20 protein-coding genes and 4 pseudogenes are annotated in these 22,791 nt (G+C 59.9%); 10 read left to right on the top strand and 14 right to left on the bottom strand.

Annotated elements, in window-relative coordinates:
• The first annotated feature begins 266 nt into the window (after positions 1 to 266).
• Entirely contained in the window at positions 267 to 1,394 is a 1,128-nt protein-coding gene (locus AC0L2M_RS28105) for a PQQ-dependent sugar dehydrogenase (protein WP_473536469.1), read from the top strand.
• A gap of 1,142 nt (positions 1,395 to 2,536) precedes the next feature.
• On the opposite strand, the gene AC0L2M_RS28100 is transcribed toward AC0L2M_RS28105, so the two are convergent.
• The 6 genes from AC0L2M_RS28100 to AC0L2M_RS28075 form a co-directional block, all read right to left on the bottom strand.
• Complete coding sequence (locus tag AC0L2M_RS28100; protein ID WP_473536468.1) at positions 2,537 to 3,052, bottom strand: hypothetical protein; 516 nt, start codon at positions 3,050 to 3,052, stop codon at positions 2,537 to 2,539.
• Between the two features lie 309 nt (positions 3,053 to 3,361).
• A complete protein-coding gene (locus tag AC0L2M_RS28095; protein WP_473536467.1) occupies positions 3,362 to 4,771 on the bottom strand; it encodes an adenylate/guanylate cyclase domain-containing protein in 1,410 nt (469 codons plus the stop codon).
• A 406-nt stretch (positions 4,772 to 5,177) separates the two neighbouring features.
• Complete coding sequence (locus tag AC0L2M_RS28090) at positions 5,178 to 6,293, bottom strand: 2-hydroxyacid dehydrogenase (RefSeq protein WP_473536466.1); 1,116 nt, start codon at positions 6,291 to 6,293, stop codon at positions 5,178 to 5,180.
• A 27-nt stretch (positions 6,294 to 6,320) separates the two neighbouring features.
• Complete coding sequence (locus tag AC0L2M_RS28085) at positions 6,321 to 7,484, bottom strand: tetratricopeptide repeat protein (RefSeq protein ID WP_473536513.1); 1,164 nt, start codon at positions 7,482 to 7,484, stop codon at positions 6,321 to 6,323.
• On the bottom strand, positions 7,378 to 7,680 hold the full coding sequence (locus AC0L2M_RS28080) for an adenylate/guanylate cyclase domain-containing protein (protein WP_473536465.1): 303 nt from the start codon (positions 7,678 to 7,680) through the stop codon (positions 7,378 to 7,380). Before AC0L2M_RS28080 ends, AC0L2M_RS28085 begins: the two co-directional genes overlap by 107 nt.
• Before the next feature lie 772 nt (positions 7,681 to 8,452).
• Positions 8,453 to 9,577: an AI-2E family transporter gene (locus AC0L2M_RS28075; protein ID WP_473536464.1), complete on the bottom strand. Its 1,125-nt coding sequence runs from the start codon at positions 9,575 to 9,577 to the stop codon at positions 8,453 to 8,455.
• Positions 9,578 to 10,104: 527 nt separating this feature from the next.
• On the opposite strand from AC0L2M_RS28075, the gene AC0L2M_RS28070 reads away from it, so the two are divergent.
• Positions 10,105 to 10,707, top strand: coding sequence for an HdeD family acid-resistance protein (locus AC0L2M_RS28070; protein ID WP_287282882.1), 603 nt, complete (start codon positions 10,105 to 10,107; stop codon positions 10,705 to 10,707).
• Positions 10,708 to 10,825: 118 nt separating this feature from the next.
• Positions 10,826 to 11,200: pseudogene (locus tag AC0L2M_RS28065) on the top strand (DUF3604 domain-containing protein); the annotation flags it as partial.
• A gap of 250 nt (positions 11,201 to 11,450) precedes the next feature.
• Here the strand turns inward: AC0L2M_RS28065 and AC0L2M_RS28060 are convergent.
• A pseudogene (locus AC0L2M_RS28060) lies at positions 11,451 to 11,579 on the bottom strand (FMN reductase); the annotation flags it as partial.
• Positions 11,580 to 11,995: 416 nt separating this feature from the next.
• Here AC0L2M_RS28060 and AC0L2M_RS28055 point away from each other — a divergent pair.
• The 6 genes and pseudogenes from AC0L2M_RS28055 (at position 11,996) to AC0L2M_RS28030 (ending at position 17,539) form a co-directional block, all read left to right on the top strand.
• Positions 11,996 to 13,054 (top strand): adenylate/guanylate cyclase domain-containing protein, encoded by a 1,059-nt coding sequence (locus AC0L2M_RS28055; RefSeq protein WP_473536463.1) that lies wholly within the window; start codon positions 11,996 to 11,998, stop codon positions 13,052 to 13,054.
• A 924-nt stretch (positions 13,055 to 13,978) separates the two neighbouring features.
• A pseudogene (locus AC0L2M_RS28050) lies at positions 13,979 to 14,570 on the top strand (divalent metal cation transporter); the annotation flags it as partial.
• 559 nt (positions 14,571 to 15,129) lie between these two features.
• The gene (locus tag AC0L2M_RS28045) at positions 15,130 to 15,306 is read left to right on the top strand and encodes a hypothetical protein (RefSeq protein WP_023799002.1); all 177 of its coding nucleotides are present in this window, start codon (positions 15,130 to 15,132) and stop codon (positions 15,304 to 15,306) included.
• 464 nt (positions 15,307 to 15,770) lie between these two features.
• Positions 15,771 to 16,145: a PRC-barrel domain-containing protein gene (locus AC0L2M_RS28040; RefSeq protein ID WP_023799003.1), complete on the top strand. Its 375-nt coding sequence runs from the start codon at positions 15,771 to 15,773 to the stop codon at positions 16,143 to 16,145.
• Positions 16,146 to 16,156: 11 nt separating this feature from the next.
• A pseudogene (locus tag AC0L2M_RS28035) lies at positions 16,157 to 16,332 on the top strand (YciI family protein); the annotation flags it as partial.
• A 640-nt stretch (positions 16,333 to 16,972) separates the two neighbouring features.
• Positions 16,973 to 17,539 carry an NnrU family protein gene (locus tag AC0L2M_RS28030; protein ID WP_473536462.1) on the top strand — a complete coding sequence of 189 codons (567 nt, stop codon included), beginning with the start codon at positions 16,973 to 16,975 and terminating at the stop codon, positions 17,537 to 17,539.
• A gap of 183 nt (positions 17,540 to 17,722) precedes the next feature.
• On the opposite strand, the gene AC0L2M_RS28025 is transcribed toward AC0L2M_RS28030, so the two are convergent.
• From AC0L2M_RS28025 to AC0L2M_RS28010, 4 genes are all read right to left on the bottom strand, one after another.
• Entirely contained in the window at positions 17,723 to 17,956 is a 234-nt protein-coding gene (locus tag AC0L2M_RS28025) for a twin-arginine translocation signal domain-containing protein (RefSeq protein WP_353685274.1), read from the bottom strand.
• Between the two features lie 53 nt (positions 17,957 to 18,009).
• Positions 18,010 to 18,612: a hypothetical protein gene (locus AC0L2M_RS28020; RefSeq protein WP_473536461.1), complete on the bottom strand. Its 603-nt coding sequence runs from the start codon at positions 18,610 to 18,612 to the stop codon at positions 18,010 to 18,012.
• Entirely contained in the window at positions 18,600 to 19,355 is a 756-nt protein-coding gene (locus tag AC0L2M_RS28015) for a hypothetical protein (protein ID WP_473536460.1), read from the bottom strand. Before AC0L2M_RS28015 ends, AC0L2M_RS28020 begins: the two co-directional genes overlap by 13 nt.
• 385 nt (positions 19,356 to 19,740) lie before the next feature.
• Positions 19,741 to 20,034 (bottom strand): hypothetical protein, encoded by a 294-nt coding sequence (locus AC0L2M_RS28010; protein WP_128244406.1) that lies wholly within the window; start codon positions 20,032 to 20,034, stop codon positions 19,741 to 19,743.
• 1,517 nt (positions 20,035 to 21,551) lie between these two features.
• Between AC0L2M_RS28010 and AC0L2M_RS28005 the strand changes: the two genes are divergently transcribed.
• On the top strand, positions 21,552 to 21,857 hold the full coding sequence (locus AC0L2M_RS28005) for a hypothetical protein (protein ID WP_473536459.1): 306 nt from the start codon (positions 21,552 to 21,554) through the stop codon (positions 21,855 to 21,857).
• 106 nt (positions 21,858 to 21,963) lie between these two features.
• Here the strand turns inward: AC0L2M_RS28005 and AC0L2M_RS28000 are convergent, their stop codons facing one another.
• The 3 genes from AC0L2M_RS28000 to AC0L2M_RS27990 are packed head-to-tail and all read right to left on the bottom strand — an operon-like array spanning position 21,964 to position 22,591.
• A complete protein-coding gene (locus AC0L2M_RS28000) occupies positions 21,964 to 22,188 on the bottom strand; it encodes a hypothetical protein (RefSeq protein WP_473536458.1) in 225 nt (74 codons plus the stop codon).
• 29 nt (positions 22,189 to 22,217) lie between these two features.
• Positions 22,218 to 22,403, bottom strand: a complete 186-nt coding sequence (locus AC0L2M_RS27995; RefSeq protein WP_128244403.1) for a hypothetical protein — start codon at positions 22,401 to 22,403, stop codon at positions 22,218 to 22,220.
• Positions 22,400 to 22,591, bottom strand: a complete 192-nt coding sequence (locus tag AC0L2M_RS27990) for a DUF3606 domain-containing protein (protein WP_128244402.1) — start codon at positions 22,589 to 22,591, stop codon at positions 22,400 to 22,402. The genes AC0L2M_RS27995 and AC0L2M_RS27990 overlap by 4 nt, the downstream gene beginning before the upstream one ends.
• Positions 22,592 to 22,791: the final 200 nt, after the last annotated feature.

Below are 22,791 nucleotides of genomic sequence, written 5' to 3'. Positions count from 1 at the left end.
GGCGACCATCACCCCAAAGCGTTTCGCATGCATGTCGCCTGCGCCTGGATGTGTTTCAGTTGTGTCTCAATTGGTTTCAGTTCGCGCTCATTTGTCTTCTTTATCTAGAGGCATGCCGAGAGTGCCAGGCCGAACTCTCGCCGACCTCGACCTGGCCATAGCTGAAAAACCTGGCGCGGCGCCAGCTTGGAACTGCATCGGCAGTCGGTCATTATATCGGAGAGCCGGCGGCTCCTCCCCTATGCCTCCGTTCGGATGGAGAAATCATGCTGCGGATATTCATTGCTTCGTCTTTTCTTCTCGCCTTCGGTGCCCCCTCGACCACGCTCGCGCAGGGCAGCAGCATCGAGAGCGAGACAGGCCGCGTTGCGGTCGAGACCTTTGCCGAAGGGCTTGAGCATCCCTGGGGCGCGACTTACCTGCCCGACGGCGCGTTGCTGGTCACCGAGCGTCCGGGGCGGCTGCGGCTTGTCTTGACCGACGGAGCCGTTTCCGATCCGATCGACGGTGTGCCGGACGTCCTTGCCAGCGGACAAGGCGGTCTGCTGGATGTGGCGCTCGATCCGGACTTTGCCAACAACCGAACGGTTTATCTCTCCTATTCGGAGCAACGCGGCGGCGGCGCGGCCACCTCGGTCGGCCGTGGACGCCTGGACAAGAACGGCAGCGCGCTTTCGAACTTCGAAGTGATCTTCCGGCAGGAACCAGCCGTATCCAGCCGGCTGCACTACGGCTCCCGCCTGGTATTCGCGCCGGACGGCAAGCTCTTCGTCACGCTCGGTGAGCGCGGCAAGATGCGAGAGGCGCAGGACCCGAACAATCATCTCGGCACGATCGTCCGCATCAACCCCGATGGTTCCGTGCCTGACGACAATCCCTTCGTCGGCAAGGACGGCGCCGACGAGATCTGGTCCTACGGCCATCGCAATGTGCAAAGTGCTGCGCTCCAACCCGAATCCGGCGTGCTCTGGACGGCGGAAATGGGACCGCTCGGCGGCGATGAGCTGAACATTCCGCAAGCGGGCAGGAATCACGGCTGGCCCGTGGTCAGCTGGGGCCGGCACTATTCGGGCGAACGCATCCCCGAACCGTCGACGCGGCCGGAGTTTGCCGACTCCATCCATAGCTGGACACCCGTCATCTCGCCTTCCGGCATGACCTTCTACACCGGCGACATGTTTGCCGATTGGCGCGGCGACCTTTTGATTGGCGGACTGTCGGCGGAAGGCATCGTTCGTGTCAGGATCGACGGAAAGCAGGTCGCCGGCGAGGAAGTCCTCGCTCTCGGCAGGCGCATCCGGGACGTGGTGCAGGCTCCCGACGGCGCGGTCATGGCGTTGACCGACGAACCAGGGGGAAAGATATTGCGACTGACGCCGGGAGCGTCGCAATGATGCCGCGCGGTGCGACAGGCGCGTTTTCTGAACTGGTCGCTCTACCCTCGGAATCCCGCTAAGCCTTGAGAAATATTAGTGTCGCTTAGTGACGCGAAGACCTGAGTGAAATTCAAAAGTCCTGCATTTGCCACAGAAATTGCTGATTTTGTTGCGCTCTGCGTGACGCTGAACTCATTTGAGGACGGGATTAGACTGCGGCCCGGCGAAGTGGGTCCGAATATTCTGTCCGGCTTCTTTAGAAAGCTAAAGGCCAGTTCTCCGCGCGGCAGTCGCGACCCTGGCCGACAAATCGCCCGACAGTGCCGCTGCGAGCCTGACGGGTGCGCCTGTAGCGGCAACGCTAGCCAACTACCCGACAGCCTTACGTCCAGGTGCATGACTGAAGCGGCCGGTGCCGGTGGTCGTCGGTACCTCGGCGAGCACGCCTCATGTACTGTCTAGATTTGCCGGCCTAGCCGGTCCTGTGGGCGTAGCTAATGACGTTCTTTGTCTTCTTGCACGTGGAGCAGACCTCTTTTCGTCGGCTGAATCCGAATGCGCAGGCAAGCTCTCGTGTCTTGTGATTGGCGTGCTGGCGAATTGACAGTTCGATACTGTCCGCAATGCAGTCGTCGCAAACGGCGCGGGGAGCTTTCCCTTGGATGAACTCCCGTACAGTGTCCAAGACCGTCATGTGCTATCCATTGCTTGAGGGGCTACAGCTGCAGTTTGAGTTTCAAAGGCTTCCGGGAGCGGCAGGGCTGCCGAGCCTGTCCCATGCTTCTTGATACTGAGGAAGCGCATAGGACTTTGGCTGTAGCCAATACGATATCGTGCCAGTTGCACTCATTCCCCGATGCGCTGCGGCTTTCACTTCGTCCTTCGTGAGGACATAGCACGTTGGTGCTGCGGTGTTCGCATTGATCGTTACAACCCACCAATCTGAGCGAAGGGTGTCCAGCGAACCACCCAGCGGCACTGGGTCTTTCTTCGATAGAGCTTTTGACTGAATCGGTAGGACGCGGCTCTCATCGTCGCTTGCGGCATAGAGGTCTGCGCCCCGTGCGTTTCGCACGGTGGGCATGACATGCCAACCGCGCCGCGATAGTTCCCGCGCTACGTGGTACAGACCGGCGTTGCCAGTCAGCTGATGTCGCATTTCAACCCCCTTTATTAGACTTGCCGCTTTCGGTACGGTCCGTGCTCGCCCGGCCTGCGGCGCGACGCCCGTAGACATTCATATTTCCAACGGCGGTAATAGTCACAATCAGTCCCAGGGAGGGGCCGGTCCCGATTTTCGGCACGGAGGGATACACGTCGGAGAAAACGTTGCTTCGAAATCCCGCCAGATTTTTTCTGACTCCCTGCTGTTTCACCGCGCACGTCAAGGCGACCTGGAGCGCAAATAAGTCGCCCAACCACAAACAGCCTTGTCGTGACGATAAATGGCCTGACAGCGGCATATCCCCGACAGCCAGCATAGACGCGCGGCATCCGACACGTGCAGCATCAGACTTCTTTGAGCAGGCTGAAGAACTCTGCCTTCGCCTACGAAACGTCTCCCTTTGATCGTTACCGTCGTCTGGGCTGCGCGCCTTCAGCAGCGCGCGATTGCTGAGTTTCGCGACGGCTCCCATCTTGCCTGCCTTAAAGCCTTTCAATTGCGAGTCGCACATTGGCAGCCCCTTGACTGCCGGCACGAGTTAGATACCTTTCCAGCGCGTCTTGAGAGAAGCGGCCCCTGGGGCCTTTGGATAAGCCGCATGATAACCGACGACTTTACGTCGAAGAGAAGCAAGAAGCAGCACGACTGCCCGACATAACTCCCGAACAACAACAACCCGGCCTGCCGCCCGCGACGGGCGTTGCGGCCCCTAAAGAGTAACGGAGAAGGTCATGCCTAAACTTGTTGAGTATCAGGATGGCGAGGTGGACGTGAAATCGCGCAATCCGCTGAGGGGAGCGCTTGCGCTAGCCTTCTCGGTCTACGCAAGGCCTTCGACCGGATGCCCCTTTGTCACCAGGAGATCCCCCATCGAAATCGCACCGTCCGCGTCATTCGGGTTCAACTCTACGGCCCGCCTGGCGTGATGCTCGGCGACGTCAAGTTCGCGCACGTATAGAAGAACTTGTCCGAGGATGCGGTGGCAACCGCCCTCCTGCGGGTCCAGGTCGACGCCACGCCTCGCCATCACGCTTGACGCTCTTCTTATGTCCAGGGGGGCAGCCCCATAGCCGTGGAGGGCAATCCGGGCGAGCGCGAGATAGGAGTGCGCCAAGGCGTAGTTCGGATCGTTTGCGATGGCCTTCTCAAGGAAGGTGCAGGCTTGCCGATTGTCGTCCTCTGAGTAACCTCTGAAACGCGCGATGCGCCGCAGAAGGAAGTCATAGGCTGCGAGGCTGACTGTTGGCTTGCGCAGCGATTGCTTGAGTTTTGCGTCCTCGATCCGCCCAACAAGCGTCGAAACGATGGTCATGGTGACCTCGTCCTGTACCGCGAAGATGTCGTCGAGACTGCGGTCGTACCGTTCGGCCCAAAGATGCGCCCAGGTCGCCGCCTCGATCAGCTGCGCGGTGATCCGCACGCGTGCCCCGGCCCGCCGCACACTGCCTTCGAGAAGATAAGACACGCAAAGCTGCCGTCCGATCTCGGCGAGGCTGGTCGCCTTGCCGCGAAAGGCAAAGGACGAGTTGCGGGCGATCACGAACAGCGAGCGGAAGTGCGCCAGGCCGGTGACGATGTCTTCGGTTATGCCGTCGCTGAAGTATGTGTCTTCGGGCTGGCCACTTAGATTGTCGAATGGAAGCACTGCGATGGATGGCCTGTCAGGCAAGGCCAACGGCGCAACGGTGTCTCCGAGACCCGGCTCCCTGGTCCAGCGCCAGACGCGGACCGGCTGCGCGATGTTCTTCAGCGGGCGCTCGCCGGTGTCTTCAAAGGCGAAGTCAGTCTTGCCGGCCAACTGTTTCTGCACCGCATCGGCAATGCAAATGCCCCCAGGCTCCGCCAGTGCCTCAAGCCGCGCGGCGATGTTGACGCCGTCTCCGAGTAGGTCGCCGTCGTCCACGACGACGTCACCGACGTTGATCCCGATGCGGTACACAATACGGCTCTCAGGCGGGACCTCCTGCTGATGGATAGCCGTCCCTTCCTGCATGGCGACAGCACAGGCCACAGCCTCGACAACGGAGCCAAACTCCACGATTGCGCCGTCCCCCATCAGCTTGACGATGCGGCCCCTATGTTCGGCGATCAGCGGCTCTATGATTCGCGATCGAATGGCCCTCATTGCAGTAAGCGTGCGCGCCTCATCCGTTTCAATCAGGCGTGAATATGCCACGATGTCGGCGGCCATGATCGCGGCAAGCCGCCGTTCCGCTCTTACAACTGGCATACGTGCCTTCCTGCACAGCCAACAGGTGAGCTCTAATCTTCGCAGCTTTAACGACGGGCAGCAATCGAAACAGTGGCAACCATCGGCGAAGTGGTTCAATGACTGCTCATAGTAAAACCAGCCATTCGGACTACCAGCGCCGAACGGCTGCTGATGGCGCGACCGAGCCACGCACGGTGTTGGATCGACTTCGTCGCCTGAAACGCCTTGTACGGCCGGCCCGGGTGGAATGTTGCCATTCGTCTCGTCGACCGGAACGAGCAGGTAGCGCCATTAACGGACTAAGAGTAAATTCTTAACCCGCACTTGGTCGGTACAGAAATTATCGAATCGATTAGTTTCATAAGGCCGCCGCAATTGGCCGAATCCCGTCAAGGAACTGAAGCAGTTATTGCCATACGGGCCCTTAGTAGCCCCGTTCAAGGTCTACGAGATTGGTGATGTCATTGCCCAACTTGATCTGCTCGCACAGACCTGCCACCTGCGCTATGCCCGAATAGACCCAATAGCTTGCCACATGTGGTGTGATGGTCACCTTCGGATGGGCCCATAGCGGGCTCGCCTGGTCGAGCGGTTCCGAGGTAAAAACATCGAGGCAGGCGCCTGACAGTTGCCCAGCGTCAATGGCGTGCAGAAGTGCAGCCTCGTCGACGTGTGCTCCGCGTCCGACATTAACGAGGTAGGCGCCGCGCTTCATCAGACGGAAAGTCTCGGAATTAAGTATTCCTCGAGTTTCGGTGGTCAGCGGCAGCGCGCAGACGACGAAGTCTCGTTCAGCCAAGGCCTCTTTAAGCGCTGGGGCACCAGCGTAACAGGCCACATCGGCGATTTGCTTAGGGTTGCGGGACCACGCCGCCGAGCGATATCCCAGCTCGGCGAAGAGTCGCGCGGCCCATCCACCGATACGCCCAGCCCCAAGGATAACGATGCCGGTCTCGCTGATCTTCCGTGGCGCGATGGGGCGCCATCTCTTCTGGGTCTGTTGGACAGCATATTCAAATACATGGCGTTGCTGGCACAGTACTCTGAGAACAATGTACTGCACAACCTCCGAGGCAAGTTCGCGGGTCGCCAAACGTACGACGCCAACGCCCGCAGACAGCTCACCCAGTTGCAAGCCGTCTATGCCCGCGCCGAGATAGGCAACTGCACGCAATCGCGTCATACCTTCAAAAAACCCGCGCGGCGTACCCTTATCGATCAGCACCAAGTCAATGTCGCCGGGATCGCCGTGATGGGGCCATAATCGGAAGTCGAGGCCAGAAACGCGCGCCTTGAGAGATCGCGCCCACTCCCCCGCGTCGATATAGTCGGGATAATCATTCACCATCAGTAAAGTGAGCGCTTTCACCAATACCTCCCAGACACTCTGTTCGACGTACATCCGCCGGAATGGGTCGAAGCGGCTATCCGGGCACGCCAGCCATGCGCATCGCCTCTGCGAAGTGATCACGATCTTCTTGACGGCGGAACGGGTTGTTGTCGAGCAGAAGCTGGATGCATCCTTTGGCTGCTTGCTCAACGCCCCCCGGCCTTGCCTTCAGCCTCGCTACTGCTTTTTCCGCCCATAACTTTGCCTCGGCAAGCCTATCAAGCTTGGCAAGTATAGCTGCGCGGAAAAAAAGTTGAATCGATAGTAGTCAGGGACTCTGATCCGCGCGGCTAGGGCCTCGGGATACCGCCTTGCGGTAAATAGGGCAGTCGCCTGAAAGGCGATATACCAATCGGCGTATCGTGGATTGAGACGCATTGCCGCTTCGCCGCAGGCAACCGCCTTTTCCGCTTCACCATACATTGCGAGCATGTAGCTGGCATTGGTGAGGCTGTCGGCATCGTTAGGGTTGAGCATGATGGCGCGATCCACATGTTTCTTCATGCGCTCATAGTCGCCGCGATAGAGGCAAGGCCATGCCAGCGCGATGTGGGCTTGATAATCGGCTTCATCGAGCGCGAGGGCCCGTTTGGCGCAATCAAAGGCCATGTCATAAGCGCCTCTACCTTCTGCCGCAATTAGCAAATCAAGCGCTTCCATCTGGTAGGTCACCGCTAAACCGGAATAGGCGCGCGAAAAGCTTGGGTCTGTGGCAGCAGCCTTTTCGAAGTGTTGGCGCGCTTCAAGATTGTTCTGACCCACCGTCCACAAGAGACGTTTGCCGCGCAACCAATGATCATAGGCGATGAGGTTTTCAGGCTGCTTACGCTTAGCCCGCTCCAAGGAAACGTCTTCGAGGCCCACCGCCAGCATGCCCACGATCCTCTGGGTTATCTCGTCCTGAACCGCAAACATATCGGCAATTTCTCGATCATAGCGCTCCGCCCAGATGTGGCTGCCGGTCTCAGCGTCGATGAGCTGCGCGGTGATGCGCAGACGATTCCCGGCGCGACGAACGCTTCCCTCGAGTACATAGGTCACGCCCAAGTCGCGTGCCACGTCGGGGATCTTCATCGTCCGTGCCTTGTAGGTGAAAGAGGAATTCCGGGCGATGACGGACAACGACCGAAAGCGCGAAAGTTCGGTAATGATGTCCTCTGTGATGCCGTCGGAGAAGTACTCCTGCTCTGGATCGCCGCTCATATTGACAAACGGCAAGACGGCGATCCACGACTTATCGGGTAGCGACAGTGCGCGACGCACCAAGGCAGAGGTATCGGCTAGGCGCACTCGGCAAACGCGCACCAGCTGCTCGATGTTCTTCAGCGCCTGCTCGCCCATACTCCTCGAACTGCAGACCGAGCCGGTTGCCGAGGTGGTCACGCACTGTGCCCGACACCGCTATGCCACCGGCCGGGGCGACGCTCTCAAGCCTAGCCGCAATATTCACTCCGTCTCCGAAGATGTCCTCGCCTTCGACGATGACATCGCCCAGGTTGACCCCGATCCGCAGTCGGATCGCGCGGTCCTCTGGCATGTCGGCGTTGCGCGCCTCCAGCCGCCGCTGGATGTCGACCGCACAGGCAACGGCGTTAACAACGCTCGGGAACTCAGCCAGGACCCATCGCCGGTCGCCTTGAAAATCCTACCCATGTGTTCGGCGATCTTTGGATCGACCAGCTCGGCCCGCAGCGCCCTCAGCGTAGTCAGCGTGCCCATCTCGTCATGGCCCATGAGCCGGCTGTAACCGACCACATCGGCAGCGAGTATGGCCGCCAAACGGCGCTTCACGCTCGGACTCCTCCCACGTGTGACGGCTCCGCTTTGGAGCCCACTCAACTACACAATACCAGCGCCTTATGTCAGGGCAATCGGGCGCTCGGATATGATCCCTCCCATCGGCAGAGCCATTAGAAGCTACGACACGTACGGGCGAAATGACAGCTTTGGGTCATGGGCGTGAATTCAGCCGGGGGCGAACGAGCTTCCGCTTAGGGTCGAGTCGAGCCGTTTCGCGAAGGGCAGCTTTTGAGAAGAGCCATGAATGGCAGCAAATGGCGCTACCTGCTCGTTCCTGTCGACGAGACAAATGGCAACATTCCACCCGCATGGAACGTAGGAGGCGTCACGGCTATGGAGGCCAACCGAGTGCTCCGATCGGCTTGGTTGCGCCAGCTTCTCACCTTGGCGAATAGCATCTCGAACGTCGTGTTTGGACCGCACGGCGGACGTTCGCAAATGCGATCGCTGCTGCTCTCGTGATCGAGCAACGAGAGCATTGGTCTCGGAAGGGCGGCGCCGTGATGGTGTCATTGGGGATTGGCGGGGATCGCACCTTCGACCGAACTCTCAGGCCTGAGCCCAAGACGAACGGGCGTGCGTCGGCGATCATTCTTGGGGATGGTTTTCCTCAATGAGTTTTCCAAACCGCCATAAACAGCGCGGCGACCACAGGTCCCAAGACGAAGCCGCTGATGCCAAGGACACTGAGCCCGCCCAAGGTGGAGAAGAGCACCAAGTAGTCGGGCATCTTCGTCTGGCGACCCACTACCATTGGCCGCAAGACCATTGTCTGACATGCTGATCACGAAAGTCCCGAATGCCGAGAGGATCAGTCCCTTGATCCAGGCCCCGCCGACGATGAGGATCACTGCCGCCGGCACCCAGATCAGGGCTGTGCCTACAGCAGGCAGGACTGAGACCATTGCCATCACAGCGCCCCAGAACACTGCCCCGTTTATGCCGAGAACGGCGAAGATCAAACCGCCGAGCGCACCCTGAACCAGCCCGACGATGAACGTTCCCTTCAGCGTGGCAATCGACACGTCGGCGAACTTTTTGAAGAGGAGCTGCTTCTGATTAGTCGGGAGTGGCTCCGCTCTGAACACTTGCCGGTACATGTCCTCTCCGTCCCGAAGAATGAAAAACAGGAGATAGAGCATCAGGAAAAAGTTGATCAGAAAGGCGGCTGCGTTCTGGCCTGCGCTGAGGAACAACGAAAGCACGAATTCGCTACTGCGTAGTATCGCCGATTGGAGCTTTTCAGTGATTGCGCCGAGATCGATCCCGATCCCGGTCATCAATTGCCCAAGCTCAGGCTGGAACAGGTTTTCCAGTCTGAGAAGCTCCGCGCCAGGATCGACGGCGCCACTCTGGATGCGGGTGTAGAGCGACACGCCCTCGCGGATGACCATGGAGCCCAGGAGAAGCGCCGGGATCTGGACGAAGACGAAGATCGCCAGCACTGTCAACGCGGCCGCAAGGCTGGGCCGCCCGGATAGCCGCGAGTCGATCCATTTCATCAGCGGGTGGAACAGAATGCCGATCACGATGGCCCAGAATATCGGCTGCCAGACGACACCCAGGACGTTCGCAAGCGCGACGGTTGCACCTATGGCCAATAGGATCAGGATGGCGTTGGGACTCAGGGACAACGCCTTGGCTCCTCCTTAAAATGGTGCAAAGGGCCAAGCCCATGCAGTGCGGCTTTCAACCACCGAGCGCGATCGTAAGTGCAACAATGGCGCTTCCGAGGACGGCCATTGCGAGGCCGGTCAGCCAGGGGGCGATGTTCCTCGCACGGATGAAGTCCGATCATAGTTATATAGCGCCATCCTTCGCGCGAGCGGTAGGAACCGTTGTCGGGGCCAATTGCCCAATTTTCCACCATCGCGGAATAGCCGTTCAGAGAAATGTGGCTGAAGATCGTTGAGGCGTACGCGAATGGCAAGGTCGCGCCGATACCGTTGAAAAAGTCCGTGACCAAGCGCAGGATTGTTCGTCGTCTCCGCGTGGCTTGATTCGCGGCGGGGGAAAGCCGCCCAGATAGTCAACGTCAGGTCACGACGCGTTGAAGGCACTGGCAGAGGCCAGCACAAGCGAGCATTAGACACGCTGCGGGCGACGAGCATACCTCGCTACGCCGGCGCATCGACCGATCGCAACTGAACGGAGGTGAACAATGAGCACGACACGTCCAGCCGGGCCAATAGCCGGCAGAATGATGCTTCATGCGCTGGCGCGGAACTGGTGGCTGATCCTGCTGCGCGGCATCTGTGGGATTCTGTTCGGCGTGCTGACCTTCATCTGGCCGGGTATCTCGCTTGTGACGCTCGTCCTGCTCTACGGCGCCTTTGCGCTCGTCGACGGCGTGCTGGCGCTCATTGCAGCCATCAAGGGCGGGGCGCCGGCGCCGCGATGGTGGCTGGCGCTGGTCGGCGTGCTCGGCATCCTTGCGGGTCTGGTCGCGATGGCCTTGCCGGGCATGACCGCGATCGTGCTTGTCTTGTTTATAGCCGGCTGGATGATCGCCACCGGCGTCATGCAGATCATCGGCGCGATCCGGCTCAGGAAGGAGATCGACAACGAGTGGTGGCTGGTCGCGGCGGGAGCGCTATCCGTGCTGGTCGGCGCAATCATCGCGATAGCTCCGGGCGCCGGGGCGCTCGGTCTGCTCTGGGTCATCGGCGCCTATGCCATCGTCTTCGGCGTGATGCTGGTAGGGCTGGCGTTCCGGCTGCGCAGGCACAGCCATGAGGGCCACGCCCATGGGGCGGCCGCATAATGCCGGACCCGCTTCCCTCCCGGAACGAAGGCGTGGCGAAGTCGGTCGTCCGCGACTTTGTCGCGAGGGTGACGAAGGACGGCGGCCCGGACTGCGTGCCGCCGGCCGAACGCATCGCGCCAACCTTGACCGCTACCAGATCGTCAAAGGTTGGCTCGACAAGAATGGCAATCTGCACGAGAAAATCTACGATGTCGCATGGTCGGGCGACCGCAAGCCAGGCGGCGACGGCAAATTTCGTTCGGTAGGCAGCACCGTCGATGTGGAGAATGCGACCTGGACGAATACGATCAGCGCGCCCGAGCTCATCAAGGTGTGGAAAAACCCGGAGTTCGACCCGAGCTTGCCCGCCCTCTACTGCGACCGAGTGATCGAGATTCCGACGCCGCGCCGGACTGCCTACGATGCCAAGCGATATGGGGTCGACTCTCTGCCGGGGACAGCAATGACGATCACCGAGCGAGCCTACACATCGCCGATCTGGTACACGCCGCTGACCTTGCGCGGTGTCTCAATTCACCCCTTTCCAGACCTTCTTCCAACAAAACAGGAAGGCCTGGCTTGGGTCAGATCGCGTCATGCAACGCTCGCAACTGAATGACCGTAGAGAGCGAAAAGTTGCCCTTGGCTCATCTGCGCGAGCAGGTCGCGCCAGACATTGCTGGCGCCTGCTTCGGCGGAGTGACCAGATCCACCTGCTGGCACAGGGCTTTGCAGTCACCTTTCCGCTAATCTCTCGCCTTCAGGTCGAGAATTTCCACATCGAGTTCTTCGCGCTTCCGGGCCAGTTCGAAGATCCGCTGTGCGGGCGCCGGCCCGAAACGGGAATCGCGCGTGAAACCAACGATGACCGCGATTTTCAGCTTGGACATGTTGCTACCTCATGCTCCCGATCACGGAAGTCTACGAAAGGAACGTAGGGAGAAGCAGAAGTCGGCAAGATCGTTTTGTAGACAGTGATGGGCTCAAAGGCCCTATGATAGGAGCTTGGCGATTGCCCCTCGGAAGCCTATCTGTCGTTTGAATGACGCCGCGAGGAATGATGCCGGCTCAACGATCTGAATTCGCTGAAGCATCGCTGTCGACTGGTCCGGTGGGGTTGGAATATCCGCCTGATCTCCAGTTGGTCCGGCGCCGACCCATTTCGCTAGTCACGACAGAACATGGCACGGCGCTCGACTGGCTGATGTCGGGGACGGCAGCATCCGCCGGACCGGCAGAGCTGCTGGACGGCGTCATCGCCCGACTGGTCGCGGCAGGCCAGCCGATCGAGCGGGCAACGCTCAACATGTCGACGCTGCATCCGCAGCTTGTGGGCATCACGGCGCACTGGCGCGGAGATCTCGGTGTCTGTGATGAGGTGGAAGTCAACGCGCATGTCCGCGAAACAACCGACTACCTGACCAGCCCCCTCAGGCCGATCATCGAGGAGGGCCGGTCAATTCGGGTGAACCCCCAGGATTCAGTGGCGCAGTCGACATACCCGATCATGCGGACCCTCGCGGAGGCCGGATACACGGACTATTGGGGCTTCGCGCTGAAGCGGGACGACCGCCAGTTTACGCTGATGACGCTTGCCACACGGCAAGCAGGGGGCTTTTCCCGCGCCACCATCGAAGCCGTCGAGGCGTTGCGCCCGGCTCTGGCGCTCAATGTCGAGATCGTCTCGCGTGGCAAGATCGCGGAGCACGTGCTCGATGCGTATCTCGGCCGACGCATTGGCAAGCGGGTCCTCGCCGGTGACATAAGGCGCGGATTTGGCGAGACCATCGAGGCGGTCATCTGGGTATCCGACATGCGCAACTTCACCAGCCTCTCGGATCGCATCGATAGCGCCGAGATGATCTGGTTGCTGAACGCCTTTTTCGAAGGTCTCGTGGATGCGGTGCATGAACAAGGCGGTGAGGTCCTGAAATTTGTCGGTGATGGCATGCTGGCGGCCTTTCCCATTTTCGGCATGCAGTCGGCGCCGGCCGCCGCCGCTGCGGCACTCGCCGCCGCTCGGAACGGTTTGGTTGCGGTGGACAGCCTGAACGAGGTTCAGTCCGGCGAGCCGTCGCGCGACCTTTCCTGGCGGCCGCTCAGCATGGGAATTGCGCTGCATCGCGGTCCCGTATTCTTCGGCAATATCGGATCCAGGGATCGGCTCGACTTCACCGCCATTGGGCGCACTGTCAATCTGGCGGCGCGGATCGAACCGCTATCGAAAACGACCGGGCGGCGCTTGCTCCTGTCCGACAGGGTTGCTGAATTGATCGAAGAGCCCGTCGAGGAACTGGGCGACTTCCCCATCCGCGGCATCCCTGACCCTGTGAGCCTGTTCACCGTACCGGAACACGGACTCTGACGCCGCTGGTTGAAGCGACGCATTGGAGCTCCAAACCTCGCGTCAGCCGGGTTCGGCGGTCGCAAGGCGCAACATGGTCGCCAAACGCCGCGAAGCTGCAAACACAATCGGCAAAGGTGGAGCCGCAGCGGGTCCGACGGTCTTCCTGTCTTGGAAAGTCCAAGCGCACCTACCATCAGCAGCTGTGGCCTCCAGTACGAGCGGCGTCCCCCTCATTAGGCTGGGCTCCTGTCAATGCCGCTTTCCGGTTCGCGAAGACCCGTTAGTGCCCGGCGGCCACCGCTTTTGTGCTGGGCCAACCTCGCCGGACCGCGTCTATTGCGATCACCACCACAGCATCGCTACTGCCGTCGATCCTCGTCGACCCCGTTCGGGGTTCCACCTCGCCCAACGACGCGCCGCGTAAACTAGGTGGCGGGCGGCGGCCCCGAACCGGTCTCAAGGGCTTGACGCGATGGCTCCACGTCAGGTCGCACACCGCCGATCAGTGCAGTGGGAGACCGCAGACCATGCACTTCTGTTGAAGCGAGCGGTGGGTATTTGTGATCATTACCTCCCCAGCTGTCGACTGGGCCTGCCGCTGAAACCAGCCGCCTGCATATCGGGTAGGCCCCACATTCGACCCCACCCCCGCCCGAGCGCGTGCCGGCGACCGGCCGTCCCGGCAGCGGCTATCTCGCAAGCCGACGTGCAGCGTCAAAACTCCACCAGCTGGCCGCCGCCAACGCCGAAATGGATGGGAAGTTGCCATTCGGCTCAACAGCCAGAACGAGCACGTTGCGCCACTACCGGTCATTCGCAGCGCGCCTCGTTAGCTGACCTTCAGCCACCGGCAGGAGTCGACCCCCTTTTGCGGACACTGGTTGTCATCTGGATAGGAGAACACAGGATAAAGGTTCATGATGCTAACATCCCGATTATTAGCCCGCCCAAGGCCCGGCTGCTCTTGAACGTATAAGCTTCGACACGATGGCCGGGATGGCAGCCTCGAACATCGTCGGCTTGGCGATTATTCTGACCGCGGCGTCCACGCTGCACCCGGGCGGCATCACCGAGATAGAGACCTCGGCACAGGCGGCGGAAGCGCTGCGCCCTCTTGCCGGCCCCTTGCTTCGACGCTCTTCGCCCTAGGCACCGTCGGCACGGGCCTCCTTGCAGTGCCTGTTCTGGCCGGCTCGGCACAGCTTACGCGATCGGCGAAGCGCTACGCTGGCCCACCGAGCTGACGCGAAAGCCCCTGAAAGCACAAGCCTTCAACGGAACAATCATGCTCGCGACCGTGATCGGGGCGGTGCTCAACTTCACGCCGATAAATCCGATAAAGGCGCTTGTCTGGACGGCGGTGATCAACGGCATCGTCGCCGTTCCGGTCATGGGGATCATGATGTATTTCGCCACACGCCGGGATGTCCTCGGGCAGTTCGTCGTCACCGGGGTGCTCAAATCGCTTGGATGGCTGACCACCGTCGTGATGGCTGTGGCTGTTGTAACGATGGGGGTGGCCGCCTTCGCCTGACGTGCCGGGCGTAGGAGGGGCCCGATTCCCTGGCAAATCAAATTCGGTCAATCTTCGCGGCCTGCCTGCATGTCCTTCACAGTATTTGGCGATCGGGCGAGCCGTTTCGTTGGTCAGCGTTAGCCATTCCGGCATGATGCCCGATCCAACCGCTCGACTACGCCGTCAGGCGTGAGGGAGGCCTGCGGGGCAAAGATGCAGCCGATTGCGCAGCGAGCCGATGGGAAGGCGTCTACCGGCTGTGGAATTCAAATGCCGATTACGCGGGTCGATCCCACGCTGCGGAAACCGGGTTTGGACATCACCGCGTCCATCTTGCCCACCTGGACCGGGGCCTGAGCTTGGCGGCATGGCGGAGTTGCTCCCAATTGATCGCATCTTCGACTATCCGGCCATCTTGGCATTCCGTCGAACGCGTTCATCGACGCACCCATTTTCCTTCGTTCACGCGTGAGATGTGCGATCGATTTCATTTCGGAGCCGGCCATGCTTATTTTCCTTGGCTACTGGAACTTTCAGTGAGAGCGCATGTTGGTTTCCCAGCTATGGGAGAGAAACCATGAACAAGGATGAAGTGAAGCGCTCTGCGAAAAGCGGCGAAGTGAAGGCAAAGCCTGGCAAACCGGCTGGTGACAAGAAAATGAGTGCCGGCGGAACTGCCGGCAAGCTTGACGAAAGCACCAAGAAGGGCCTTGGGAAGACCGAGGACAAGATCAAGGATCGTCTCAAGGGTTGATCAGACGTCAGGGCCGCAACCGTATCGCGGCCCTGCTGCCTAGACCCTTACATTCGGATCGTTGACGGTCACCGACCGCAGCACCTACACAGCCTGTTCTCACCCGCATCAGTGACTTCAGGCTCGTCGCTTGCCAAGTTCACGGAACTCGCGACCTTGTTCGGCGGCGATGCCGGTTTCCCGCACCAAGCCTTGGATATGCATTAAGGTCGGACTTAGAGCGCTAAACAACTCTGCCGGTTGGGACGTCAACGGCCGATTCTGCACAATAACGGTTGCGGCGATCGCGCCGCCATGTTTCTGATGGACTACAGCATGGAGCAAAAAGTTGCCTACGATCCGGTCGTCACCCGGATGGTTCGCTCGCTCAAGCCAGAAGATTGCTGACGGCTGGTCCGCACAATCCTTGGAACTTCGAGGGCACGGACCCGTTTTTGCTCCATACCGACGGGAAGGAGCAAATCATGACAAACCAGGACCCCGACATTCGTGAGACCCACGATCTTATCGCCAGCGACATGGTCGTCGGCACCAACGTCTATGACATCCAGGGAAATCACATCGGGCAGGTCGAAAGGCTGATCCTCGAGAAGAGGGGCGGCAGGGTATCCTATGCCGTTCTCAGCTTTGGTGGTTTTCTTGGAATTGGCGACGACTACTATCCGCTGCCGTGGCAGAAGCTCGACTATGACGAGAGCCTTGCAGGCTTCCGCATTGACATCACGAAGGAGCAAGTTGAAGGCGCTCCGCGCTATGCTCGCGACCAGGATTTCGACTGGAATGCCGAGAGTGGCCGCCGCGTTTACGACTACTACGGCGTCCGACCGTATTGGGTGTAGCGAAGCCTCTATTGCGCGTTCGTGCCGGCAAGGCGAGTTGGACCGACGGGCCCTTCGCAGAGACCAAGGAGCATCTGGGTGGCTTACTGCTCATCGAGCGAAGAACCTTGCGGAGGCGACGGAGATCGCGGAGGGGGACTCGCTCGCTCGGATGGGGGCGATCGAGGTGCGCGAGACCGCCGGTTTTTTAGCTTCGAAATGCCCCGGCTACTTCCACCAGCCGCAAACGTCCGCTTCCGTGACGCCAATAGGCGGCCGGAATGGCCGATTCGGGTCATGCGCGCTGGTTGGGCCCGAATGTCCGGTTTCTGAAAGTAAAATCGGTCCCGGAAGGTCCGGTCAGGGTCAGGTTTTACCGTTCGAGCTGGCCACCGGAATGGGCAACTAGCGCCAGAAACGGATCTATAGGCTGGTCAAACTCAAGGTCGTGTTCGACCATTTCCGGACCTTCATGTACCATGTGCGGAGGGCCGGCAATTAGGTCGAAGCAGCATACCGCTCAGCCTTGGATGCCGTGACGACGAGAACGGGCATGTCGAGCGCTACAGCGCCGCCCGCCCGTTGCCCTCATGCAATTTATGTGAACGGAACGTCGCCACAGGCATTCACCGGGGCGGTTCCGTGCTGAACGCGAAGAACCTGCGCGCAGGCGATGCCGCTGTGCCGTGCCAATCGGCAGCTTCGCCCATTCCAAGATTGCGGGTCCCTGATATATTACTCTGACCATCTGGTTCGAAGGATCCGTTTTGCGCATATGCAGCCGGCAACTCGAGCGAGAGCGTAAGCAAGCCTTCCTTCCCGCCGACGCGCCGAACCTCGGAGGTGTTATGCTAGTACTGGTTTTCGGCCTCGTGATCTTCTTCGGAATCCATTCTGTTCGGATCGCCGCCGGCAGCTTTCGTGATGCGCAAATCGCCACAAACGAGCGGCGCTGGAAGGGACTTTATTCGCTCGTATCGATCATCGGCTTCGTGCTGATCGTCTGGGGCTGGAGTCTTTATCGGCCCAATGCGCCTGAGATCTACGAGCCGCCCTCTTGGGGCCGCCATGTCGCGTCGGTGTTGGTGCTCGCCGCATTCGTCTTTCTGGCAGCCGCTTACTTGCCCACGGGTTCAATCAAGCATCGGCTGAAGCACCCGATGCTGGTGGGCATCATCCTTTGGGCCATCGGCCACCTCCTGGCCAATGGCGACCTTGCCTCGCTCCTAGTCTTCGGAGCGTTTCTGGTTTACGCGATTGTCGATCTCATTGCTGTCATTCCACGCGGCGATCCGGCACCCGCGGTCGTGCGACCGCGTAGCGACCTGATTGCTGTGGGCATCGGCTTGGTGGCTTTCGCATTGTTCGGGCTCTGGCTGCACGGCTGGCTGTTCGGAGTCTCGCCCTTCGCTTGAACGTCCGCAGCGACGGCGCGCCTTCGAGGATGTCCTGGCGAATCCCACCAGTTGCCGCGGATCGAGCGCCTCGCAGACGCCACAGTGAACCAATGCTTGGCATAAGGTCGGCACATCAGAATTTTGATCCATAGACGGCTCCAGCCGGCAACGTTGCAGTAATTCGGCTCGGATTGCGCCTTGCTATGGCCAGTGGACGCGACCCTTGTTTGGAGAATCCTGATAAAGCGCCACAGGCTTTGGCGTTGTTCCCGCGCCTCGCGCCGTAGGCTGGCCCGTCATGCAGGAAGCAAGCCCACCTGCACCGGCAATCGCCGCGCCGGTCATCGACACCTTCAGAAATTTCCGGCGAGACAGCGTTTGGCTTGGCGCACCGTGTGCCGACCCGCCGTTTGCCTCACCACGATCGTCTTTCATGATCTTTCCTCCCTTAGCAACCCAAAGAAGCGCCGGTGCCGTCAAGTGCCGGGTCAGATCGATTTGAGGTACTCGATCAGATCACGCTTTTCCTGATCGGTCAGATCAAGGCCCAGATGGCCGTCATAGTGTTCGACAACATCGTTGAGCGTGGCGAACCGGCCGTCGTGGTAAAATCCGCCCTTGTGGATCTTTTCCACGTCCCACAAGGCCCGCAAGGACGCCGTCCTGTAGCGCTCGTCCGGAGATCGCATCGCCTGGAAATCGTCGATACCGATCTCATCGGCGGTATGCAGGTTCCAGCCGGGTTCGGTGAAGAGCGGCGGGACGTGGCAAGTGCCGCATTTGGCCTTGTCGTTGAAGAGAGCCTCTCCCTTCTCCGCGGCGGCGCTGTTGAAGGCGCCCTCCGGCGGTTTCGGGGTTGGCAGCGAGAGCTGATAGAAGTGAAGCGCCGGCAGCTTGGCGGTGATCCGATCTTCCTTGTCCTGCTTGTGGCCCTGCTTCGTTCGTGCTGCGACCGGATACTTCTCGGCGTCATCAAGGCGTGGATCGTAAAACACACCCTTGCCGTGCATCTCGAGATTGCCGACATAAGCGTTCCAGTAGCTAACCGTGCCCCAAGCTCCGGTCCAGGTGTGGTTGTTTACACCGGCCAATCCGAACGCCGCCGATTGAGCGTGGCGGCCGTCTTGCCGTCCGGCCGGAATGCTTTGCCGTCGAGGTTCAGTTCGGCATCGAACTTCCCGGGACCCCACGCCTCAACCGCCTTCTTCACCTCCGCTTCGGATATCTGCAGCATCTCGGTGAACGCCGTGAGATCAGGCGCGAGGGCAACGATCGCCCCTATGTTGAGGTCGCGGTTGGGCCAGCCATCGAGCCTGTGCCCGATGCCAGGGGCGTAGGTATCGTCGACCGTCGAATGGCACACGGCGCACTGGATGCCGACCGAGGTCAGCGTCTTTCCATCCTCGGCAAAAAAGCCGGTCACACCGACAACGGCGTTGGCCCTGAGTAGGACGAGCGTGCTGGCCGGGTCCGCGAGATCGACCTCGCCTTTGTTGAGCGCCTCGGCCACGTCCTTGGGAATGGCATTCACATCGACCTTGAGCCCGAGTTCGAGGGCTTTCTGCGGGCTCAGGCCGGGCCCTGTGCCGCCCAGCTTCTCGCCGGCAATCGCTTCATGCAGCTTAAGCTTGCCGCCCCAAAAATCCTCGCTGCCGAACGTGTCGAAGCGGAATGTCTCGCGGCCTTCTTCCAGATATCGCTTGGCCTGCTCGGCGGCCGCGTCGTCAAAATCCTTCCCGCTTATCGGTCCTTTTGCGCTCATTTGAGCGACGGCGGGGATCAGCGTTGATGATAGGAAAACAGCGAAAAATACACCGTGGAGACGCTTTTGCATGTCACGATCCTCCCGAAGAAGATTGCCACTCGGCGGACATCTCGGATTCGCGGGTTCTGGTTCCGCGAAACGGAATGCAGCCGAACGATAATAAACGCTGCACGGGACCAAAAAATTCCGTCACCCCCTGCCGCCTCGTGAGCGATGCCGACAACATGGTGCGGGGACTATCGGGCCGCCTATCTGCCCGTGCGCGAAATCGATGAAGAGAGCGAAACAGACGGGAGCGCGTAGGGCTTCAGTCCACCGCTCTCGCGTAATTAGCGGGTTCGCCAAGCTCGATACTATTCACCGCGGCCAACCCCATCCGCCCGGCCGGCGCCAATACAGGCTATCTATCCCAACTCCCCTAAGCGGCGCCGGCCTTCCCCTTGGTGTTGCCCAATCAGCAATCGTCGGTGGTTTTCTTCATTTGGCCGGGGGCGGCGGTCTTGGCGTCCGTGTCCTGCTGACCAGGGGCGGCCTCCTGCGCGCTGCCGGTCTGCTGGCCAGGTGCGCAATCCTTGGCCGGGTTCGTGCCGCTGGTGGTGGTTGTGTCAGTTCCCTGATCAGTGCTGGGCGTGGTCGTGGTCGTTGTCGTTGTCGTAGAAGTTCCGCCCGAAGTTCCGCTCGTCGTCTGGGCAAAGGAAAGCCCGGCGGAAAGCGCCAACGCGGCCGCTGCCAGAAGTATCCGTTTCATATTTCTTTCTCCTCTGTTAAGCGCACGAACGCGCTCACAAACCAACCTGCGGACAAAAGGAATGTTCCAGTGATGGTGCTCATCCCCGGAATCTTTCCGTGTGCCAAAGGATCTTGCCGTCGACCTTAATCGGCTTGTGGATCATCAATCGCTTGGGAAGGTACTTGGGATGCAATTCGAGCAGGGTAATCGTGATCTGCGGCTTGCAACGAAAAGCATCGGGAGGCAGTAGCATGAACCGCGAACCGCAGCAGCTTGAGGTTATCGTAGAGTCCCGAAACCTCGGCGGCGCCGCGGTCAACGATCCGTTAATATCGGAACTAATCCCAATGAAGCGAGCCGACGGCTTCCAGACAGCTGCTTGGCGGTGAGCTAGTGATGATTGTGGGTCTCCCGATCGAGGGCGCGACGGGCTTCGGCCAAATTCTCGATCAGAACTTCTAGCAGGGTTTCGCTTTCCGGGAGGATATGTCCGCACCGGCGCTCATGCTCTACAGCTCTGTCTTGGAATGACACCGCCCTCTCATAGTGAGTGACGAGGTTGGAATAGAGCTGGTGCATCGTGCTTCTCCCTGGTCAGGCGAAAGCACGTTGCTCGCTCTCAAGCGCTCAATTGCCGGAAGGTTTGGGCGACCGGGAAACCTTACTCTCCCTAAGGGCAAAGCGCCACCGTAAGCCCGCGGTGCCGCGAGGTGCCAACCGCCGGTTGCTAGACGCGACGCAGCCGGCGCGCGTAGGATTTCCGGGCACTGGGCACACCACCCCCGCCCACCCCTCGTGCCTGGTGAACGACTAGGACTCTCGCCCGCCGTGCCGAATGGTGCGGCGGGCTTTTTTGTTCTCTTAAAGGAACACGATCTCGCTACAGCGGTTCGGTGGGGCAAGGCTGCACCGCGTCAGATCGGTGCCAACAATCAGGGAAAGGCAAACCTTCGCCCATAAAACACGACAGACAGGAGCGCACGTCAGACGCTGCTCGGGCGTTGATAAAGGTTTAGCGCCTGGCACGAGATGCAAAGACGGCTCGGCTGCGGGAGCAACGACTAAAGGCCGAAACCACACTTCCTGCTGAATCGGCAGCGAAACCGAAGAGGAACCGAAAGGACAAGAAGGCCTAGCTGCACCCCGCGGATTTCCTTATGGAACGCAACCTTGGGCCCGCGGGTTAGATATCCGCAGCATTGATACGAGACCAATGCTGTGATCGGGGGTCCTCCGATCGGCCCGCGTCCTCTCCCTCAGGACGCGGGCTTTCTTGGCGGAACACCGGGCGCGGGTGCGCGTTTCGCCGGCATGAAGCAACTTCTCAGCGAAATGGCCGCTTTGGCAGATCCAGCTTTTGGGTGGCGTTGGCGGTTGTTCTGATTCCCTACGCCATCGGCGTCGCACTGCTTGTCTGGGTGGCTGGTTGAGGGTTGGTTGTGTTGTTCCTTCCCGGCGCCGTTGGACCGGCTCTTGGTCAAAATTTTACATTAGAAACTTGGAACATAAGTGAGGCAGAGAACATTGTTGGCGCCATGGACAAGAACGATGGCGACAATCTTCCTGAGGGGTTTCGGGGCAACCTGCCCGAGGATCCAGTGATCCTCGCCGATATCAAGAAAAGAATTTCAAGAGAGATCGACGGTAAAATTGGGCCGGACGGTTTGGCGGTCACGGAGGCCGGGCGGGATCGCAATCTGGTTGAGGAATGGGAAGAAGCTGACGCCGCCCTCGACAGCCAACCGTCCGTGGTTGCGTTTTTCCTGGTTCTGTATGTGCTCTCAATGTTGGGCTTGGTAGGGTACGCCATCGCTCGTTGGTACTTTCTATGGCGTGCTTGAGTTTCCTTCTCTCATTTAACTCACAGGCGGCAGCGCCCTGGGGGAGCTGATTTCCTTCACGGTCAACCTCGCCATGGAACAAGCCACGCTGCCTCACGGTGGCGGGCTACCTACCTTGCAGGTCGCTAGTCAGAACTCTAACGCGGCCCATCTCGTCCAACTGCCCTGCATCGTATTTTTTAGATGCCATTTCACGGACGGCATCCAAGCCGAAGTCTTCGATCGCTTCGGTCGATGTCACGACGAGGACACGCTCTGTTCCATCAAAGGCTTCAAGCAACAACTCGAACCGCTTAGTGATTCCCTCTTCGCCAGTAAAAACCAGACCCATATGCCCTCTCCCTGACCAAATAGGAGGGTCTACTGTTCTACCGGAAGCGGCTGGTGCTCCGGCTCGGCATGATGAAGCACCTGGCCAAGATCGCGCTTGTCGAAGTCCTGTCCACAAACGGGGCAATGCTCGAAATGCTCCGCCTCGGGCTTGATTGGCTGGTCGTGGTCCTTGCCTCGATATCCTGTGCCTTCGTTGTTGGTCCGATATCTCATTTCCGCTCCCGCAATACCCTCGCGGCTTCTATCAGGGCTTCACGATCGTTGCCGTTGGCTTCGATGAGTTCGCGGACCTGCTCGATCGTCACGTCATTCTCGCGAGCGAAATATTCCAATTCGTAATCTTCGTCGGCGGACACGCGATTGCGATCGCGAAAGTCTCGCTTGCTCTTATCGTCGGCCATGTCATTCTCCTGATGAGCTTCGGATCGGTGGCAACGTCGAAAACGGGATTTTGTTGCTGCAGCCCTGGGAATCACGTTCCGTTCACTCTGGCTAATGTAAGCCTGCCGCCTAGAATCGAACGGGTGCGTAAAATTGTAAGTACCGGCGTCGGCCGGCTTGAATTCATTCCGCCGATGATGCCTACCTTGGTCGCCAAGCC

It is taken from the genome of Mesorhizobium sp. WSM4806 (genome assembly GCF_055811635.1).
Note: the sequence above shows the minus strand (reverse complement) of the source record. Positions and strands in the feature narration are given on the sequence as shown.

Bases quoted from the DNA above. Each gene is read 5' to 3' on its own strand.
- AC0L2M_RS28105 (WP_473536469.1), top strand. From the start codon at position 267: ATGCTGCGGATATTCATTGCTTCGTCTTTTCTTCTCGCCTTCGGTGCC.
- AC0L2M_RS28100 (WP_473536468.1), bottom strand. From the start codon at position 3,052: ATGTGCGACTCGCAATTGAAAGGCTTTAAGGCAGGCAAGATGGGAGCC.
- AC0L2M_RS28095 (WP_473536467.1), bottom strand. From the start codon at position 4,771: ATGCCAGTTGTAAGAGCGGAACGGCGGCTTGCCGCGATCATGGCCGCC.
- AC0L2M_RS28085 (WP_473536513.1), bottom strand. From the start codon at position 7,484: ATGGGCGAGCAGGCGCTGAAGAACATCGAGCAGCTGGTGCGCGTTTGC.
- AC0L2M_RS28080 (WP_473536465.1), bottom strand. From the start codon at position 7,680: ATGCCAGAGGACCGCGCGATCCGACTGCGGATCGGGGTCAACCTGGGC.
- AC0L2M_RS28070 (WP_287282882.1), top strand. From the start codon at position 10,105: ATGAGCACGACACGTCCAGCCGGGCCAATAGCCGGCAGAATGATGCTT.
- AC0L2M_RS28055 (WP_473536463.1), top strand. From the start codon at position 11,996: ATGTCGACGCTGCATCCGCAGCTTGTGGGCATCACGGCGCACTGGCGC.
- AC0L2M_RS28045 (WP_023799002.1), top strand. From the start codon at position 15,130: ATGAACAAGGATGAAGTGAAGCGCTCTGCGAAAAGCGGCGAAGTGAAG.
- AC0L2M_RS28040 (WP_023799003.1), top strand. From the start codon at position 15,771: ATGACAAACCAGGACCCCGACATTCGTGAGACCCACGATCTTATCGCC.
- AC0L2M_RS28030 (WP_473536462.1), top strand. From the start codon at position 16,973: ATGCTAGTACTGGTTTTCGGCCTCGTGATCTTCTTCGGAATCCATTCT.
- AC0L2M_RS28025 (WP_353685274.1), bottom strand. From the start codon at position 17,956: ATGAAAGACGATCGTGGTGAGGCAAACGGCGGGTCGGCACACGGTGCG.
- AC0L2M_RS28015 (WP_473536460.1), bottom strand. From the start codon at position 19,355: ATGCAAAAGCGTCTCCACGGTGTATTTTTCGCTGTTTTCCTATCATCA.
- AC0L2M_RS28010 (WP_128244406.1), bottom strand. From the start codon at position 20,034: ATGAAACGGATACTTCTGGCAGCGGCCGCGTTGGCGCTTTCCGCCGGG.
- AC0L2M_RS28005 (WP_473536459.1), top strand. From the start codon at position 21,552: ATGGACAAGAACGATGGCGACAATCTTCCTGAGGGGTTTCGGGGCAAC.
- AC0L2M_RS28000 (WP_473536458.1), bottom strand. From the start codon at position 22,188: ATGGGTCTGGTTTTTACTGGCGAAGAGGGAATCACTAAGCGGTTCGAG.
- AC0L2M_RS27995 (WP_128244403.1), bottom strand. From the start codon at position 22,403: ATGAGATATCGGACCAACAACGAAGGCACAGGATATCGAGGCAAGGAC.
- AC0L2M_RS27990 (WP_128244402.1), bottom strand. From the start codon at position 22,591: ATGGCCGACGATAAGAGCAAGCGAGACTTTCGCGATCGCAATCGCGTG.